This is a genomic window from Streptomyces sp. Q2 (assembly GCF_056820935.1).
In genome coordinates, this window is sequence record NZ_JBXEJE010000031.1 from 42,802 (window position 1) to 59,551 (window position 16,750).

The following is a 16,750-nucleotide window of genomic DNA, read 5'->3' on the forward strand; positions in this document are numbered from 1 at the left end:
ACGGTTCCGCCATGGAACAGCGCGGACCATGGACACGTCACTGTGAGGAGTGGCTCCTCTCCACCGTGCACTTCGGGGTGCGCCGCGACGAAGTGACGCGTCCCGACGGCGCACGAGGCCGCTATGACTGGGTGGAGATGCCGGACCAGGTGCGCATCGCGGCCGTGGTCGACGGCTGCCTATTGGTCGTCGAGCAGTACCACTACCTCGTGGGCCGACTGTGGCAACTCCCGGGCGGGGCCGTCGATCCGGATGACCGGAACGGGCAGGCGGCGGCGCGACGTGAGCTGGCGGAAGAGACAGGGTACCGGAACGGCTTCTGGACCAGCCAGGGCCACCTCTTTCCTCTTCCCGGCACGACTCCGGCACGGGTCCACCTGTGGCGCGCCGAGCACCTCGCCCCCGGGCCGGCGGCTCTCGAACCGGGCGAGGCGGATCTGCGGGTCCACCACGTACCGCTGGCCGAGGCCGTACGAGCGACCAAGGATGGCCGCATACGCTGCGCACCTAGCGCCACCCTGGTCCTGACAGTGGCGTCGGCATTGCGCAGCTGAGCCGGGTCCGCAGCGCAAGCCGAGCCACGGCGCCCACGGTTAGCGGAGGGCGGGCTAGATGACGCAGGGCAACGTCCTCGACCTGACACGTTCCGCCGGCCGTACGCCAATGAGATCCTCGAGTTCCGAGTCCCCCAGCCGACGTCCCGCCAGCCGGCACGCCGCGTCCCGCCAAGCACCCTCCCGCAGGCCGACGGCAAGCAGCTCGATGCGTGCCGCCGCGAAAAGCAGCATCCGGCGGGCGCCGGGGACCTCGGTCACGGACAGGTACACGCCGGGTTCACGCCACCCCAACTGGTCGGCCACCGGCACGTTCAAAGAGCCGAGCCTGCGGCCCGAGTCGAACTCCCACAACTCGACGGTCCCGTCTATGCGCACCCCGGTGATGACGTTCGCGGCGGGCAGGGTGACCACCTTGACGAACCGCCCAGCCTGCAGCTCCCGGACCGGGCGCCGCGAGGCCACGTCCCACACCACGACCTGGCCATCCATCAGCACCAGGCTGACGGTCAGCCCTCGGTGGTCCATATCGATGTCGGCGATCCCTGCCCCCACCGCGCGACGGTCCCTGCGCAAGAGCGTGAGCGAGTCGCCATCTTCGACCCTCGCCAGGGTGACGGAACCGTTGTCGTGCCCGCAGGCCGTACTTCCCATTGCCGCTGACCGCCAACATGGAGTCCGGCGTCAGCCCGGGCACCCGTATCCTCCTGAGCACCTCGCCGTCCCGCAACCGGATGCGGGTGAGCCAGGATTGGCTTGTGCCAACGCCAGCACCTCCCTGTCGCCGCTCGCGAAGGACAGGACCGTGGTCTCACGCGAGGGCAGGGCGATCCGCGCACTCTGCTGGTAATGGTCGTCGTTCCAGGCCCACACGAGCAGCGCCGCTGTGTCGTCCGTGTAGACGTGGGTGACGACGCGCCGTGCGTGATCGGTGAAAACCGGTTGGCTGCCGGTCAGTTCCTGCCTTCCGGCGTTTGGCGCAACGGTCGTACTGGTGCCCCGGTCGGTCCAGAGGAAGGGACGCGAGGTGGATGCGCCTGCCACACCGCTGCTCGCGAACGACGGATCGTCCGGTCCCGGCAGCCGCGCGAGAGAGCGGACGATGCGCCCCCGGCGCCCGAGGTCCCATACGGCGAGGCGTTGTCCTGTGGCGGTGACGAGACGTCGGCCCCCGTTGTCCAGCGCGAGCAGCCGCGCCCCCGGCACACCCGTGAGACGTCCGGCCATCGGTGCCACGCCCTCACGCATGGAGAAGACCTGGACCATGGTCTGGTTCCCGACGGCCACGCGGGTGCCATCCCCGCTGACGGCGAAGCTCCACCCGGTTCCACCGTCGTGATGGCCTGACCGCGAGTCTCCGCGAACCAGGAGCCGGCCGGGGTGTGGGGTTCTACGCTGTGTGAATTGGGGGTATGGCTGGTTGCGGGGGACGGCATGGACGGTGCGGGGACGTCTGGCGATGCGTGGTTCATCAGTCATGCGGGGGCGGATCGGGCGTGGGCGGAGTGGGTGGCCTGGCAGCTCCTCGACGCCGGTTTCCAGGTCGAGTTGGACTTCTGGGACTGGGGTGCGGGTGACAACTTCATCCTGAAGATGAACGCCGCTCTGCAACGGGGCCGGTTTCTGGCGTTGTTCTCTCCGGCCTATTTCGAACCCGAGCGGTTCACCACCCCGGAGTGGACCGCGATCATGGCCATGCAGGAGCAGATCACTCCCGTCCGTGTCGCCGACACCGTGCAGCCAGCGATCCTGCAGCCCCTCATCACCCGCGACCTGTTCGACCGGGGCGAGGAGGCCGCCCGCCAAGTTCTACTTCAGGCCGTCAACGGCCCCTCCCGCCCCACCACGCCGCCGGCATTCCCCGGGGCCGGGGCGCTCAGGCAGTTGGGTGGAAGCGGACCACGCCTGCCGGGATCGCTGCCGCGGGTGTGGAACCTGCCCGCCCGCAACCCGTCTTTCACCGGCCGCGACAGTCTCCTTGTCCGGCTGCGTCAGACGCTGGCCGCCAACAGTCGGGTGGCGGTGCAGGCGCTGCACGGCAGGGGCGGCGTCGGTAAGACGCAGCTCGCGATCGAGTACGCGCACCGCTTCGCCGGCGAGTACGAACTCGTCTGGTGGATCGCTGCCGAGGACCCCGCCCTCATACCCGACCAGCTCGCCCAGCTCGCCGCCCGGATCGGCGCCGCACCCCCCGGCACACCCTCCACCGACGAGCTGCTCGCCGAACTGCGCACTCGCTCCCGCTGGCTTCTGGTGTTCGACAACGCCGAAGACCCCGCCGCCCTCGCCCCCTACCTGCCGGGCGGTGGCGGCCATGTGCTGATCACCTCTCGCAACCCGAACTGGCACACCCATGCCACCCCGGTCGACGTCAGTATCCTCACCCACGGTGAGTCGCTCGCACTGCTCCAAGCGCACGGCGCGGCCCTGGACCATACCGACGGCCACCGCCTTGCTGGGGCCTTGGACAACCTGCCGCTTGCACTCGCCCAAGCTGCGGCCCTCCTCACTGGCGGTCTGCCCGCAGCCGACCTGACTGCGGAGCTGGCCCGAAGCACGGCTGCTGTAATGGCCGAGGGCCACCCCGCCGACTACCCGATCTCGCTGGCCGCGCAGGTCCGTCTGACCGCCACCCGTCTGGAAGTCGATCACCCAGGCGCCGCCGCCTTGCTGGCCGCGCTGGCCCTGCTGGCTCCCGAACCCTTCCCCGTTGCCACCTGCGTCGGCCGCCTGCCCGAGCAGGCCTCCGAACTCCTCGCGGAGGCCTTGGCCAGCCGCCTGACCGCCACAACAACTCTGCAGGCCATCGCCCGGCACAGCCTGGCCCGCGCCCAGACCGGCACGCTTCAACTGCACCGTCTCACCCAGAGCGTCCTGGCCAACCAGCTCACCAACGACCAACTTCAGCAGGCCAGGCACGATGTGGAAGCCCTCGTGACCGCCGCCGACCCCGGAAGCACCCGCGATCCCTCGCTTTGGCCAGCCTGGCGCGCGCTCCTGCCGCACGCCCTTACGGTCAACCCTGCCCACATCACCACCAGCGCAGGACGAAAGGTGGTCCGCGGCGCCTGCCGCTACCTGCTGGAGCGGGACCAGCCTTTCCCCGCCCGAGACCGCCTCATACAGCTGTACGACACCTGGGTCCGGCACTTGGACCCCGACCACGACGACATCCTGGAAACGGCCAATGCTCTGATCAACGCTTACCACGACACCAAGGACTACGAACGGTCTCGCACTCTGGGTGAGGACACTCTCCGCCGCCGGCGCCGTCTCCTGGGCGACGACCACCCCGACACCTTGACCGTCGCGCACAACTTGAGCCGCCCGCTGTCAGCGCTCGGGCTGCATGCGGAGGCCCTCACGCTAAGTGAAAACACGCTAGCCAAGATGCGCCGAGTGATGGGTGAGGATCATCCCGACACCCTCCGTGTGGCCGTCAGCTTGGCCGCAAAACGGGCGGATCTGGGGCAGGTGGAGGAGGCCCGGGCTCTGGGCGAGGACACGTTGGCGCGGCAGCGCAGGGTACTGGGTGGGGACCACCCCGACACCCTGTATACCGCCACGAACCTGGCCTTCGATCTTGACGCATTGGGTCGGGTGGAGGAGGCCCGGGCTTTGGGTGAGGACTTGCTGGCGCGGCAGCGGCGGGTGCTGGGTGAAGATCACCCCGACACTTTGACCACCGCCTCGAATCTGGCCGTCTGGGTGGCGGCGCTGGGGCAACGGGAGGAGGCGCGTGTCCTGGCCGAGGACACGTTGGCGCGGCGGCGGCGGGTGCTGGGTGAGGACCACCCCGACACTTTGACCACCGCCTCGAATCTGGCCGTCTGGGTGGCGGCGCTGGAACAGGGGATTGAGGAGTGAGAGGGCTTGGCGTTTGGAAGTGATCAGCGCCCATCCGCTCCCGCCGCGGACGCCGACGACGCAGGCCGGGCAAGCTCCATACCGACAACGGCTACGACTACTCCCACCTGCGGCGATGGTTATCGAGCCGAGGTATCCGGCATCGCATCGCCCGCAAGGGCATCGAGACTTCGCGCCGCGGAATGCCGTCCGCGTAGCCGACGGGCACCAGGGAACCGAACCCCAACTCCTGCGGCAGGTACTCCCATTGGATTCCGGTGTAGAAAACGAACAGCACACCCTGCAGCGTCTTGCGGTCATCGATCCGCTTGCGCCCCGGGTGCCGGAACCGTCGTTCATGCTTCGGCGGCAGCGGCTCGATCACCGCCCACAGCTCTTCACTGACCTCCCCACGGCTTCCGCCGCGCCATGGTCACCCCCAGGCAGCACGGGATCACATACCTCTCCACGATGCCACAAGAAGATCATTCTGCAAGGACCCCTGAAGCGTGCTCCCGCGGGACCGCATCGGTCTCCACGCTCTGCAGGCCGTCAGCGACGGCCGTCATAATTTCCTCCAGAGCATGTTGCTGCTCGGGCGAGAGCCAGCCGAAGAGGGCCTGTCGTACTGCGGCAGAGTGGACGGGCGTTGCACGGGTGAGAACTTCGTGGCCTTCGTCGGTCAGTACCGCCAGCTGACCGCGGCGGTCTGAAGCACACACCTTGCGGTGTACCCAGCCGCAGCTTTCCAGACGGGCGATCGCATGTGAGAGCCGTGAAGGGCTGACCCGGATCCTCTCCGCCAGCTCGGTCATCCGCAGTCGCTGACGTGGCGCCTCAGCGAGCTGTGCAAGCAGCCGATAGTGGACAGGCCGTATCTTCGCGCCCTGCTGAAGCCGCCGGTCCAGATGCCCCTGGAGGAGAGTGGTGGCTGACAGGTATGCCTGCCAGGTGCGCTGTTCCTGCTCAGAGAGCATGTAATGACGAAGTGTCACGGTCTTCTCCAATTTTCTGGTCCGCAGGTACGACGAGTGAGTGAGGGCGTCATGTCCACTGGCGACCCACAGTCCTCGTCAGGCAGGTCAGGCCGGCGCATGCGAGGGCACCCCCGCTGAATACTGCTGTACGGAGCCCTTCTTGGAGCAAGTGCGTGCCAAGCATGATCGTCAGAGAGCTGGTGAGCATCGCCGAGGCGGCGAACAGCGAGGCGGCACGCGCCCGCGCCGCCGGCGGCAGGAGTCGAGGCAACCAGGTCTGCAACGTCGTGTGCAGATAGCCCCACGCAGCGCCGAGCAGAAGGGCGCAGGACAGCAGGGCGGGCGAGCCGGGCAAGGTAGCGGCCAAACCGGCGCCAGTGGCCCCAGTTGCACCGCCGATGCCGAGGAGCCTCCTTGGTGCCCAGATGCGGCAGTGGCGGTCGAGCAGGGCCATGCTCCCCAGCACTCCGACGGCGTAAAGGGCCGGCGCGAGAAAGGTCTCTGTCCGCGCGCCGGACAGGGTGAGCGACGGCGCCAGCAGAGCAGGAAGGGTGAGCAGTGCTGTGCCCTCGGCGGCGCCGATGCCGACCACGATCCAGTACGCCGTGGCGTAGGCCCGAGCCGGTTCTCCGCCGTACGTGGGGCCCGGGCTTCGGTGCGGGGCCGAGGGACGAGCCCGGGGAATGGTACGCAGTCGGCATGCCGTGACTCCCGCAAACAAGGCGACGAGTACGAAAGCCGACCGCCACGACCCGGCACGGATGACGAGTGCGGCTACCAGGGGAGTGGCCACCGCGGTTGCCGCGGTAACGGCCGTCACGCTGGCGAAGACACTGTGCCGCTCCCGCGACGAGCTGGCTGACTCGCAGGAGAGAGACACACACGGGGTGACCGCGGCGAAGGCAGCGCCCGTGGCCATGCGTAGGCCGACCCACCATGCGGGCCCCGGGCAGAGGGCGGAACTGGCGGAGGCGGCCGTGGCGAGCAGCAGCCCCAGACGGAGGCATCGGTGGGGGCCGTAGCGATCGGCTGCGATCCCCCAGGCTGGTAGTGCACAGCCATAGCCGAGGGAGTAGGAGGCGATGCCGGCGGTGACGGCGGCCACATCCGTCCGCCAGGCAGTCACCAGCGCGGCAATGAGTGGCCCCGTGATGTACCAGTCAGCGTTGCCGAGGGCAGCGGCCCACCGGAACCCTGAGACGCCCCTGTTCACGCAGCGTTCGCCTCGGGAAGTCGACTCCGTTCGGAGTGAGGATTTCTTCTCATCGCTCCGGAAACACCGGATATGGCCTCCCGGTTGCACGGCGAAAAAAATTCAGCTGACCGGTTTTTTGATGGGTGGTCGATTTTCAGCCAATTGTTGATCGGTGTTCGTTTTAGTTTCCTGTTGATGTAAAGTTTTTTTGGAGAGTCTTGAACCTCGGGATGCCGCTCAAGGTTGTTGTACCTCACGGGGAGAATTTGATGGATATCTGTGTACTGGGTTCCTTGATTGTTTCCGGAGATGGGCGCTTCGGCTATGTCGATCTGGCTCCTAAACCCAGGACAGTTCTTGCTGTTCTCGGCGGAAATGCCGGTGCGCTGATATCCGCCGCCTCCTTAGTGCGAGAGGTATGGGGTGAGACGCCGCCGACCAGCGCTCTGCGGAACCTCCATACCTACGTTCTGCAGGTCAGGCAGTTTTTGGCCCAGGCTTCGGGCCTACCCCGGCGAACCGTCGCAAAGGAGCTGCTGGTTACGCGCCCCGGCGGATATGCCATCAGCGACACCATGATCGGTTTTGACTACCGGCGGTATGCCAGCCTGTCGGAAGAGGGGCGCAAATTCCTGCGTAGTGGTGAATTGGCGCACGGTATCGATGTGCTCTCGAGCGCCTTGTCTGTCTGGCGCGGACCTGCTTTTGTGGACGTTGTGACAGGGCCCGCATTGGAAGCCCAGAGACGTCAGCTGCATGATTCGCGCATTGGAGTAATAGAAGCGCTTTCGGATGCAAGAATATCTGCCGGCCAATATCATGAAGCGATCTCGGACCTGTCGGTTTCCGTAGTCGAGAACCCGCTGCATGAAGGGCTGCATTTTCAATACATGCGCGCCCTCGGGATATCAGGAGGCCGGGCGCGGGCCCTTGAGGTTTTCAACCGACTGCGGCTGAATCTGGTATCCGAGCTGGGTATAGAACCCAGTGCTGCTGTGCAACAACTGCAGCGTCGCCTTCTCAACTCCGCCGAGCTCGGCATGGCCTCGGTGCACCCGCGTCAATCAGGTGGCGCGACGCTGACGGTGCGGTAGTGCCCCCTGCCCAGCGGGCCACGGCCATCACCTGGTCAGGACGAAGGCTTCCCGCTGCGGGTGAGCGTCCGTCCCGCGGTCCGAGCGGCCAGCAGGGCATGGTCGAGGCCCTGGGTCAGCGGCTCGCGATCGGTCAGTGGATCGATCCGTCCGGTAATGCGCAGCGCCCCGTTGGCCGGCTCGAACGAAGCACGGTCGCGTGTCCGCAGCCAGCCCGACCCGTCTCCGGGGTTCTCGCGGAAGAAGCCCGCGGTAGTGGCTGCGGCATCCACATACGGGCTGCCTTCTACACGGACCTGCAGTTCCCCGCCCATCAGGCGGACCTGTACGCCCGGCGCGATCATCCCCACCGTGCCCGGCCCGAACCAGCCTGTCGGATCTGCGGCGATGATCCCGGTCTCTGTGGTGCCGTAAGCCTGCCCTATTCGCACCCCGTAGCGTTCCGCGAACGCCGTGTACACACGGTCATCCAGCCGGGCACCGCCTGCGACGGCATGCCGTAGGCCAGGGATCCGCAAGGGACGGCCGCCCCTTGCCAGCCGGGTGAAGTGACCAGTCGCTCCCCAGATGGTGTCGGCCCTCGAGCGGATCGCGGCGCGCAAGAGGGCGGGCAGGGAGGTGCTGCGCGGGAAGACGGTCGTGGCCCCGACATCCATGTTGTGGAGAAGGCCACCGATGAGATTGAAGGAGTGCGTGAGCGGTCCTACGACTAGTACGCGGGAAGTGCGCTGAGGCATGCCGCCGATCCGGCGGAAGGCGTCGAGCTCGGCCTGCAGCGACTGTGCAGTACGCCCCACCGGCTTGGCGAAACCCGTGCTGCCGGATGTGAATTGGATCAGGCAGTGATCGGTGGTCGCGGGGCGCCCTCCGAGCAGGCGCCTGACGTAGATTTCGCACTCGTCGTGGAAGACACTTAGGCCCGGACCGACGGTGCCGAAGGACACGAAGAACTGGGGGCGGCATCCGTCGAGGAGCCCCGCGAGCTCACGGCCGCGTGTCTCCGGACTCATGAGCAGGACCTGGGCTCCGAGCGACCACAAGGCGAACACGGACCACAACTGAGAAAAACTGGGCACGCCGCGCAGAGCGACGGTGGATCCGGGACGGATGCCGTAGGAGACGAACAGCCGCCTTAAGTCGTCGGTCTGCGTGCGGAGTTGCCCGTATGTCACTGTGCGGCCACTCTGTGCCCAAGGGGCAGAAGCGGGGTGCCGGGCCAGGAGGGGGGATCCCCACCAGTCGGGGGTGTCAGCGGAAGTGTCGCGCACGGCGTTATTCGCTCCCTTGTCCGTTGTCCGGATCATGCTGCACTCAGCAGAACACCGGAGCGGGGCGAACGGTTGCAGAGCCGATGAGCGGGCCGTCTGCTCCCGCCATGGGAGGCGGGAGCAGACGGCCCGCAGGGGGACCGAGGGCGCGGGGGAATTGAACCCACGGTCCGTCAGAGGGCAGCCGCTCTCAGGAGCGGCCGCGCGTCTCCAGGTCGAGGAGGAACTGCTTGGCCGAGGCGCCGCCTGCATACCCGCTGAGGTTGCCGGAGGCAGCGATGACCCGATGGCAGGGCGCGATCACGCAAACGGGGTTCGCGCCCAGAGCACGTCCTACTGCCCGGGCCGCTCCCGGCCGGTTCAACCGTGACGCGAGGTCGCCGTAGGTGCCCGTCCGGCCGTAGGGCGCGAAGCTGTCCAGGGCAGTGACGGTCTGGCGGACGAAAGGCGAGGCCAGCCGCCAGTCGACAGGCAGCGAAAACGTCCGCAGCCTGCCGCTGAGGTAGGCGTCGAGCTGGGCACGGGCCTCTTCCAGGAGCGATTGAGACCCCGGAGTGCTGGTGGCCTCGTCTCCCGGTCCGGCCGCGGCGCTGCCAAGGCGTCGGCGCACCTCATCAGGCTCGCCGAACGCGCAGTAGAGCAGGGCATCGTCCGACGCGGCGAGCGTCAGCGCGCCCACAGGCGTGAGGTGACGGATGAGCGAGACCTGCTCGGTGGTGGACATCGTGGACTCCTCGGTATGACATCGCATCAGCCGTCACACGCTGACGGGGCGGCAGACACGGCAGGCCCGGTAGCCCGCTTCATGGGCCTCGGTCGCGCTGTGGAACGGGCGCTGATGTGGCGGCGTGATGCGGCGGGCGTGAGCACAGGTGGGATGGCAATAGATACGGGTCGTGTCGCTGCCCAGCAGTACGGCTCCACGTCGTCCGAATTCCGCGAGTCGTTCCATGTCGATGCCCTCGGCGGAACGCAGTGCGCGACCGGTGCCGGGCAGGTATGCGGCGTCGCATGGTGCACCGTCCTCAAGGGTGACCCGGTGGCAGGGCACGAGAAACATCACCGGGTTGCGCCGCAGAGCCTCGACCACGTCGACGTCATCGCCGACGTCGGCCTCCCTGATGATCCAGCTCGTCGGGCGCAACTGTCCCCTGGGGACGCTTCGTACCGCTTCCAGGACTGCGCGCTGCTCGGCGGGCAGAGCACCCAGATCGATCGCCAGATTCTTGGCTCGTCCGGTCCGTAGGGCGGTACGCAGTCCTGGGAACGGCACGGTGCAGCGAATCGCCGTTCGCCCGGTCCGGCTCCAGTGAAGCTCCTCGAACATGTCGGTACTCACGACCGTCGTCTCCAGCATGGCGCCGGTGACGGCATGCGGACTGAAGGCGACATACAGTCCGCCGGCGTCTGTCTTCAGCCGCACGTAACTGTCGTAGCGGTCCTCCGGGATGCCCACGTGCCGTAGTACCCGCAGCCCGAAGTCCAGCGGCGCGGGAGACGTGAGATCGGCCAGCGCGCTCTCCACCTCGGCTTCCGAAGGCGGGAGGCCTTCGTTGTTCGCACTCACTTCAGCACCTCCCTCGAGGGCGGATCCTTGGTCTCCAGTAGCAAGCGCAGGCTACCGATGCCTCGCGAAACCTGCGCCTTCACGGTTCCCACCGGGCACCCTTGGGCTTCGGCTATTTCTCCGTAACTCATACCGACCACGTGACGTAGGACTACAGCGACTCTCGGGTTCTCCGGTAACTGGGTCAGCGCTGAGACCAAGCGTCCGCGGTCCTCGGCGTTCGACGCACGTTCCTCCGGCCCCGGCCGTTCGTCTGGCCATGACAGGCATGCGTCTTCGACGACTGCGACGCCCACGGGACGGCGCACGCTGGTGCGGACGTGGTTACGCCACACGTTGGCGGCGATGGTCATCAGCCACGCCCGCGGTCGCAGGGCCCGGCGTCGATCCGGTGGATAGCTCCGCAACGCCGTATACGCGCGCAGGAATGTGTCCTGTCCCAGGTCGTCCGCCTCTGCGGCGGATCCGCAGACCCGGAACAGGAACGCGCGAACCGCCGAGGCGTGGAGGCGAACCAGCTCCGTGAAGCCGTCGTCCAAATCCACTGCCAGGCGCTCGGTCAGCTGCTCGGCCATCTCGTCCATCACAGTTCAGAACACCATGGTCTCGAAGAAGGTTGCACGGGCCGACGGCGGGGGCGCGCCGTTCACCGGCCGGGCAGCGAAATCGACTGGCTGTGGCGGAACACGTTGCCCGGGTCCCAGGTCTGCTTGATGCGCTGAAGCCGCGGATAGTTTTCCCCGTAGTAGAGCTCGTGCCACGGCACGGACGAGGTGTTCCAGCGCGGGTCGCTCAGATCGGCGTCTGGATAGTTGACGTAGCAGCCGTCCGCGGACCCGCCCGAGACCGGCACACCACCGGTCTCGGCGAAGACATCCCGGTAGGACGCACGGATCCATGCAAGGCACTCCGCCTCCTGCTCAGGAGCCGGCCAGAAGATCCCCCACAGCGCTTTGAACGCCGAGTCGCGGTGTACGGACGCCGTGGCATCGGGCGCCACGGCGTTGACCTGCCCGCCGAACGAACTCAGGGTGAGCCCCGCCGTCGCATTGCCGCGGCTGTCCTGCGTCAAGTGGTGATACAGCGCCTCGATCTGAGATTCGGTGAAGGGCTCCCGCAGATAGGCAGACTTGAAGTCGCTGTGCATGGTGGGGTCGTTGACCAACGCGTTGGTCGTGCCGAGTAGGCGGGTCGCGCGCAGCCAGGAGATGCGGCGGGGCGCGGCGAAGCCGGGCAAAGCCGGGTGCTTGCCGGCAGGTTTGTCGGCAGCGGTCGCACGGGCCCGCACTCCGCGCCCCATCGCCTCCAGGAAGTCATCGAGGCGGGCCTCGGCACCAGGGATCGTGGCGTCTATCTGAGTTGTCAAAGAGACCGTTCCCCCCGAGCGGTGGCTCAGCACGAGATAGCTGCACAACCCGTCATAGGGGCCGGCGGGGGCGCGGTGCTGCGCGTGCCAGCGGCCGAAGTTGTCAACCAGAGCGCCGAAGTCACGGCGGTCGAGATCGTCCCAGGACCAGGACACCGCACTGAGCAGAACGTTGCGCGGCGGCACAGGCAGCAGACGTTCCGGCTCACCGGAGGCTCCGGGACTGCGGAAGAGGTAACGCGTGACCACGCCGAAGTTTCCGCCTCCCCCACCGGTGTGGGCCCACCACAGGTCGCGCAGGGCGCCCTCATCTTCCCGGGTCGCGGTGACCAGTCGCGCCGTGCCGGACGCGTCGACGACCACGATCTCCACACCGTACAAATGGTCCACTACCAGTCCGTCCCGACGGCAGAGCATGCCCCAGCCGCCGCCGCTGACATGTCCGCCGGCCCCTACGGAGAAGCAGATCCCGGCAGGCACAGTGACCCCCCAGTTCAGGTAGAGCGTCTCGTACACGTCCAGCAGCCGCGCGCCTGACTCGACGGCAAAGGCCCGGTGCCCGGAGTCGTAGTACACACGGCTCATGCCGGACAAGTCCACCACGAGCTCCGTGGCCGGGTGGAAGACGAAATCCTCGTAACAGTGGCCGCCGCTGCGCACGGACAGACGCCGGTTGGCGCGCACCGCCTGCTGGACGGCTTCGAGGGCCTGGGCAGGGGTGTGCACGAGGTGAACGGCATCAGGTGAGGCGACCCAGCGCTGATTCCAGCCACGCACGAGATCGGCGTAGCGGTGGTCCGAGGCCGTGACAACCTCGAGCGGCGGCGTGCCGGCCGCCGCTTCACCCTCCTCGCGTGACATGGCGGAAGCAGGGCTTGAGGCCAAGGCAGCAGTGCCCGCTCCGGCTGATGCCGTCAGGAAACTGCGCCGACGCAGGCCCTCGGTGTTCTTCGGAATGCGCATCTGCTGTCCTTCGCGTTCGGTGCCGCGCTGGTCCATCGCCTGCCGTGCCGATGACGGCTGGCGGGGACGTTAGCCACCAGAACTCCTCGCAGCGCTCGGGATGTTGCCACCGAATTCGCTGCCCACACTGCAACCGGCTGAGCGGGCACGGTGTTCCACCTGCGACTGGCAACCGAAACGAAGGGGACGAAATGTCCGACTTGGAGGAGATGACCGGCGACAGGGCCGGCGCTCCAGCCGTACCGGATCGCATGACAGGCCAGCAGAAACTGGCCCTGGCGGTCCTGCTGGGCGCTCAGTTCATGCTCGCCGCCGATTTCTCCATCTTGACCGTTTCCCTGCCGGTCATCGGCGACTCGCTCGGCTTCTCGCTGGACACGCTGCAGTGGATCACTACGGGATTTGCCTTACCGGCTGCGGGGTTCACTCTGCTGTTCGGCCGCATCGCGGATCTATCGGGCCGCCGCAAGGTGTTCCTCATCGGCATCGCCCTGCTCGCCGCCGCGTCGCTCGTGGGCGGACTGGCACAGTCCCCGGCCGTCCTGTTGGCCGCCCGGGTGGCGCAGGGCGTGGCCACGGCCATCTCCGTGCCGTCCGCGCTTGCGCTGTTGACCACCGCCTTTCCCGAAGGCCCGCTGCGTCAACGCGCGCTCGGCCTCAACGGTGCGCTGCTCGGCGGCGGATTCAGCGCGGGAGCACTGCTGGGCGGTGCGCTGACCGAACTCCTCAACTGGCGCTGGTCCTTCTTGATCAATGTGCCGGTGGCCGTCCTCGTGTTGGTCGGGACGCTTGCCGTCATCCCCGAAGGCCGGGCAGCCGTCCGCAGCCGGCTGGACGTCCCCGGCGCCGCCACGGTCACCGCCGGCCTGCTCGCTCTGGTCTTCGGCATCACGACAGCCGGTGAGCAGGGCTGGGGGCATTCGGAGGTGTACGTCTGGTTGGCCGCGGCAGCAGCACTCCTGGTGACGTTCTGGTTCATCGAGCTCAAAAGTGCCAACCCGCTGGTGCCCGTGAGGGTGTTGAAGCGGCGTACGGTCCGCTGGGGCAACTTCGGCGGGTTCGCATCCATCGCCATGACAACGGCGACCTCCTTCTCCACGACGCTGTACATGCAGAAGGTGCTCGATTTCCCCGCCTTCACGACAGGTGTTGTCATCGGACTCCCCGGCCTGTTGACCGTGCTGGGCGGCACCATCGCCCCGCGCATGCTGGCCAAGATCGGAGCACCGGCCGTCCTGGCGCTCTCCCTGGTGGTCCAGTGCATCGGGTACGGGGTGCTGCTCCTGCTCAACGACAGTTCTTCGACGGGCGTGATCCTCGTTCTCATCGCACTGGCTGTGGGCTTCTTCGGACACGCCTACAGCCTCGTTTCCTACATGGTCAGTGCTACGTCCGGGCTGCCGGACGACGAACAGGGCCTGGCCACCGGTCTCACCACCATGAGCATGCAGATCGCCATCACTCTGGGCATCCCCATCATCAGTGCCGTCATCTCGGCACGGACCGCCTCGCTGACCACAAAATCCCCGACCGACGCCATGCTCGGCGGCCTGCACGCCGGAGTCCTGGTCCTGTCCGCGTTCCTACTGGTCTCGGCCCTTCTCGTATGGCTGTTCCTGGGACGCGGTCGTACCTCCGCCGAGGGAGATGCGCGATGACTTCTCTCAAGGGGAAGACCGCGGTGGTGACGGGCGCCAGCCGGGGCATCGGCCGGGCGACAGCCCAACGGCTGGCGGAGCAAGGGGCCGTGGTCGCCGTCCACTACACAGCCGATGCCGGCGCGGCGAGCGACGTTGTTGACCACATCAGGGCAGCGGGCGGCGCGGCCTTTGCCGTGCAAGCCGACTTCTCCGCGCCTGACGGACCGGAGCGGCTCTGGTCCGCCGTCGACGAAAGCATCACCGATTTTGCCGATGGCACACAGGTCGACATTCTGGTCAACAATGCGGCCACCTCGGTCCGCGCCACCTTGGAAGAGACCAAGTTCGAGGACTACGAGCGAATGTTCGCGGTCAACGTACGAGCTCCCTTCTTCTTGATTCAGCAGGGTCTGGGGCGATTGCGGAACGGGGCCAGCATCGTTAATGTGGCATCCGCCGTGACACGGATGGCCTTCCCTGAAGTCATGGCCTACGGCCTGACAAAAGGGGCGCTAAACACGCTGACACTCACCCTGGCGCAAGAACTCGGTCCACGCGGAATAACGGTAAATGCAGTTTCTCCGGGAACCGTGGACACGGACGTCAACGCGGGCTGGCTGCGGGGAAACCCGGAGGCGGAGCGGTTCGTCTCCGAACAGGCCGCTCTGCGCCGCGTTGGGCAGCCGGATGACGTCGCAGACGTGATCGTCTTCCTGGCGTCCGACCGAGCGCGCTGGGTCACCGGCCAGGTCATCGACGTGAGCGGCGGCGCACGGCTCTGAATGGCGGAGGGCGACACGCTCGTCCCGACAAAGGGGAGAACTGGCATGACTGTCGGACAAGGAGAGGTCTACGAGAACCCGAGATGCCGCGAGCGTGTGGTGATCAGGACACCCGCTGCGGAGACCGGCGGTGAGAAGACCATCATGGACGTCTATGTACAGCCCGGCGGAGCCGTGTCCGGCGCCCATGTCCACCCCATCAGCGAGGAGCGGTTCACGCTGATCCGGGGGCGTGTCGCCTTCGCTGTCGACGGCCGCGAAACGGTGCTCGACCAGCCGGGACAGAGCATTCTGATACCCCCGGGCAGCAAGCACCGCTGGTGGAACGCCGGCGGCGAGGAGTCCCGGCACATCTGCGAACTCAAGGGAAGGGCCGATCGGTTCGAACAGCTGGTACTGCGCCAGCTCTTCGGCCTTGCCCAAGACGGGAAGACCACCCCGGAGGGGATGCCGCACCTGCTCCAACAGGCCGTCACCACCCTTGAGTTCCAGGACGTCCTGCGTTTCACCTCGCCCGCCTGGCCGGTGCAGCGCCTCCTGTTCGGCGCGCTGGCACCGGTGGCACGCCTCCTCGGATACCAGGGCTGCAACCCCGAGTACATGCACCGCAAGCCCAGTGAGATCGCGGAGCTGGAACCTCTCCCCGATGAAGTGGCCGCCTGGCATTACTAGCCGTCTCGCTGAAAAAGCGGTGGAATAATCAATAAATGAGGCGGTGCGGGTCCCCTGGCGGACCCGCACCGCCTCATTTATTTTTTCTGGACTTTCCCATTCCGCTTCTCTGTATCGGTTCTGGTGTGCTTCTGGTGCAGGCGATGCCAAGCTGAATTCCATGAGGCCGAAATTGGTATCCGAGACGTTGTATGAATACATCGTCGAAAACAGCAGTCCGGTCGATGAGTACCAACGAGATCTGATCGAGCGCACGGTCGAAGTCGGGGAACGGTCGCGTATGCAGATCGGGACCCCCCAGGGCACGCTTTTCACGTTCCTGACTCAGATGACGGCGGCCCGTTCGGTTATCGAGATCGGCACGTTCACCGGCTACTCGGCTCTGGCCTTCGCCAAGGGCCTGCCCAGCGACGGCCGACTCCTCACCTGTGACGTCAACCAGGAGTGGGCCGACATCGCACAGGAGGCGTGGAAGAAGGCGGGCGTGGCCGACCGGATCGAACTCCGGATCGGGCCGGCCCTGGACACGCTGCGGGCCCTTCCGAAGACCCCCGACTGGGATCTGGCGTTCATCGACGCGGACAAGGAGAACTACACCGCGTACTACGAAGAACTGGTACCGCGCATACGCCCCGGCGGCGTCATCCTCGTCGACAACGTCCTGTGGTTCTCGACCGTCGTGGACGACCCCGAGGGCGAAGGCGCACCCATGCGCCGGTTCAACGCCCACGTCGCCAGCGACCCGCGCGTCGAAGCAGTCATTCTCCCGATCGGTGACGGCGTGTCACTGGTCCGCAAGAAGGCCTGAGTCCTGGCTGGCTCCCCC

At 66.9% G+C, this 16,750-nt stretch carries 16 protein-coding genes and 2 pseudogenes; 8 read left to right on the forward strand and 10 right to left on the reverse strand.

Features of this window, described 5'->3' with window-relative positions; all coding sequences use genetic code 11:
* Window positions 1–11: 11 nt before the first annotated feature.
* Window positions 12–554, forward strand: coding sequence for an NUDIX domain-containing protein (locus ACWBNA_RS31290; protein ID WP_482707874.1), 543 nt, complete (start codon window positions 12–14; stop codon window positions 552–554).
* A gap of 54 nt (window positions 555–608) precedes the next feature.
* Here the strand turns inward: ACWBNA_RS31290 and ACWBNA_RS31295 are convergent, their stop codons facing one another.
* Together ACWBNA_RS31295 and ACWBNA_RS31300 are read right to left on the reverse strand one after the other, a co-directional pair.
* Complete coding sequence (locus ACWBNA_RS31295) at window positions 609–1,109, reverse strand: hypothetical protein (protein WP_482707875.1); 501 nt, start codon at window positions 1,107–1,109, stop codon at window positions 609–611.
* Between the two features lie 129 nt (window positions 1,110–1,238).
* Entirely contained in the window at window positions 1,239–1,841 is a 603-nt protein-coding gene (locus ACWBNA_RS31300) for a hypothetical protein (protein ID WP_482707876.1), read from the reverse strand.
* A 147-nt stretch (window positions 1,842–1,988) separates the two neighbouring features.
* Between ACWBNA_RS31300 and fxsT the strand changes: the two genes are divergently transcribed.
* Together fxsT and ACWBNA_RS31310 are read left to right on the forward strand one after the other, a co-directional pair.
* A complete protein-coding gene (fxsT, locus tag ACWBNA_RS31305) occupies window positions 1,989–4,421 on the forward strand; it encodes an FxSxx-COOH system tetratricopeptide repeat protein (RefSeq protein WP_482707945.1) in 2,433 nt (810 codons plus the stop codon).
* 29 nt (window positions 4,422–4,450) lie between these two features.
* Window positions 4,451–4,600, forward strand: a pseudogene (locus ACWBNA_RS31310) (IS5/IS1182 family transposase); the annotation flags it as partial.
* 32 nt (window positions 4,601–4,632) lie between these two features.
* On the opposite strand, the pseudogene ACWBNA_RS31315 reads toward ACWBNA_RS31310, so the two are convergent.
* The 3 genes and pseudogenes from ACWBNA_RS31315 to ACWBNA_RS31325 all read right to left on the reverse strand — a co-directional run.
* A pseudogene (locus ACWBNA_RS31315) lies at window positions 4,633–4,831 on the reverse strand (transposase); the annotation flags it as partial.
* 54 nt (window positions 4,832–4,885) lie between these two features.
* A complete protein-coding gene (locus ACWBNA_RS31320) occupies window positions 4,886–5,377 on the reverse strand; it encodes a MarR family winged helix-turn-helix transcriptional regulator (RefSeq protein ID WP_482707946.1) in 492 nt (163 codons plus the stop codon).
* Between the two features lie 67 nt (window positions 5,378–5,444).
* Window positions 5,445–6,680, reverse strand: a complete 1,236-nt coding sequence (locus ACWBNA_RS31325; protein WP_482707877.1) for an MFS transporter — start codon at window positions 6,678–6,680, stop codon at window positions 5,445–5,447.
* A 110-nt stretch (window positions 6,681–6,790) separates the two neighbouring features.
* Here ACWBNA_RS31325 and ACWBNA_RS31330 point away from each other — a divergent pair, with 110 nt between their 5' ends.
* The gene (locus tag ACWBNA_RS31330; RefSeq protein ID WP_482707878.1) at window positions 6,791–7,666 is read left to right on the forward strand and encodes an AfsR/SARP family transcriptional regulator; all 876 of its coding nucleotides are present in this window, start codon (window positions 6,791–6,793) and stop codon (window positions 7,664–7,666) included.
* A gap of 35 nt (window positions 7,667–7,701) precedes the next feature.
* Here ACWBNA_RS31330 and ACWBNA_RS31335 read toward each other — a convergent pair whose 3' ends face one another.
* From ACWBNA_RS31335 to ACWBNA_RS31355, 5 genes are all read right to left on the reverse strand, one after another.
* On the reverse strand, window positions 7,702–8,934 hold the full coding sequence (locus ACWBNA_RS31335) for a class I adenylate-forming enzyme family protein (RefSeq protein WP_482707879.1): 1,233 nt from the start codon (window positions 8,932–8,934) through the stop codon (window positions 7,702–7,704).
* Between the two features lie 190 nt (window positions 8,935–9,124).
* Window positions 9,125–9,658, reverse strand: a complete 534-nt coding sequence (locus tag ACWBNA_RS31340; protein WP_482707880.1) for a methylated-DNA--[protein]-cysteine S-methyltransferase — start codon at window positions 9,656–9,658, stop codon at window positions 9,125–9,127.
* Between the two features lie 33 nt (window positions 9,659–9,691).
* Window positions 9,692–10,501 (reverse strand): Ada metal-binding domain-containing protein, encoded by an 810-nt coding sequence (locus ACWBNA_RS31345; protein WP_482707881.1) that lies wholly within the window; start codon window positions 10,499–10,501, stop codon window positions 9,692–9,694.
* On the reverse strand, window positions 10,498–11,085 hold the full coding sequence (locus tag ACWBNA_RS31350; RefSeq protein ID WP_482707882.1) for an RNA polymerase sigma factor: 588 nt from the start codon (window positions 11,083–11,085) through the stop codon (window positions 10,498–10,500). Before ACWBNA_RS31350 ends, ACWBNA_RS31345 begins: the two co-directional genes overlap by 4 nt.
* A gap of 62 nt (window positions 11,086–11,147) precedes the next feature.
* The gene (locus ACWBNA_RS31355; protein ID WP_482707883.1) at window positions 11,148–12,830 is read right to left on the reverse strand and encodes an FAD-binding oxidoreductase; all 1,683 of its coding nucleotides are present in this window, start codon (window positions 12,828–12,830) and stop codon (window positions 11,148–11,150) included.
* A 191-nt stretch (window positions 12,831–13,021) separates the two neighbouring features.
* Between ACWBNA_RS31355 and ACWBNA_RS31360 the strand changes: the two genes are divergently transcribed.
* The 4 genes from ACWBNA_RS31360 to ACWBNA_RS31375 all read left to right on the forward strand — a co-directional run bounded on the left by ACWBNA_RS31360 (window position 13,022) and on the right by ACWBNA_RS31375 (window position 16,732).
* Window positions 13,022–14,488 carry an MFS transporter gene (locus ACWBNA_RS31360; RefSeq protein ID WP_482707947.1) on the forward strand — a complete coding sequence of 489 codons (1,467 nt, stop codon included), beginning with the start codon at window positions 13,022–13,024 and terminating at the stop codon, window positions 14,486–14,488.
* Window positions 14,485–15,252, forward strand: a complete 768-nt coding sequence (locus ACWBNA_RS31365; protein ID WP_482707884.1) for an SDR family NAD(P)-dependent oxidoreductase — start codon at window positions 14,485–14,487, stop codon at window positions 15,250–15,252. The genes ACWBNA_RS31360 and ACWBNA_RS31365 overlap by 4 nt, the downstream gene beginning before the upstream one ends.
* A 45-nt stretch (window positions 15,253–15,297) precedes the next feature.
* Window positions 15,298–15,924 (forward strand): cupin domain-containing protein, encoded by a 627-nt coding sequence (locus ACWBNA_RS31370; RefSeq protein ID WP_482707885.1) that lies wholly within the window; start codon window positions 15,298–15,300, stop codon window positions 15,922–15,924.
* A 160-nt stretch (window positions 15,925–16,084) separates the two neighbouring features.
* Window positions 16,085–16,732, forward strand: coding sequence for an O-methyltransferase (locus ACWBNA_RS31375; RefSeq protein ID WP_482707948.1), 648 nt, complete (start codon window positions 16,085–16,087; stop codon window positions 16,730–16,732).
* The last annotated feature ends 18 nt before the right edge of the window (window positions 16,733–16,750 follow it).

Bases quoted from the DNA above. Each gene is read 5' to 3' on its own strand.
- ACWBNA_RS31290 (WP_482707874.1), top strand. From the start codon at position 12: ATGGAACAGCGCGGACCATGGACACGTCACTGTGAGGAGTGGCTCCTC.
- fxsT (WP_482707945.1), top strand. From the start codon at position 1,989: ATGGACGGTGCGGGGACGTCTGGCGATGCGTGGTTCATCAGTCATGCG.
- ACWBNA_RS31320 (WP_482707946.1), bottom strand. From the start codon at position 5,377: ATGCTCTCTGAGCAGGAACAGCGCACCTGGCAGGCATACCTGTCAGCC.
- ACWBNA_RS31340 (WP_482707880.1), bottom strand. From the start codon at position 9,658: ATGTCCACCACCGAGCAGGTCTCGCTCATCCGTCACCTCACGCCTGTG.
- ACWBNA_RS31350 (WP_482707882.1), bottom strand. From the start codon at position 11,085: ATGGACGAGATGGCCGAGCAGCTGACCGAGCGCCTGGCAGTGGATTTG.
- ACWBNA_RS31355 (WP_482707883.1), bottom strand. From the start codon at position 12,830: ATGCGCATTCCGAAGAACACCGAGGGCCTGCGTCGGCGCAGTTTCCTG.
- ACWBNA_RS31360 (WP_482707947.1), top strand. From the start codon at position 13,022: ATGTCCGACTTGGAGGAGATGACCGGCGACAGGGCCGGCGCTCCAGCC.
- ACWBNA_RS31365 (WP_482707884.1), top strand. From the start codon at position 14,485: ATGACTTCTCTCAAGGGGAAGACCGCGGTGGTGACGGGCGCCAGCCGG.
- ACWBNA_RS31370 (WP_482707885.1), top strand. From the start codon at position 15,298: ATGACTGTCGGACAAGGAGAGGTCTACGAGAACCCGAGATGCCGCGAG.
- ACWBNA_RS31375 (WP_482707948.1), top strand. From the start codon at position 16,085: ATGAGGCCGAAATTGGTATCCGAGACGTTGTATGAATACATCGTCGAA.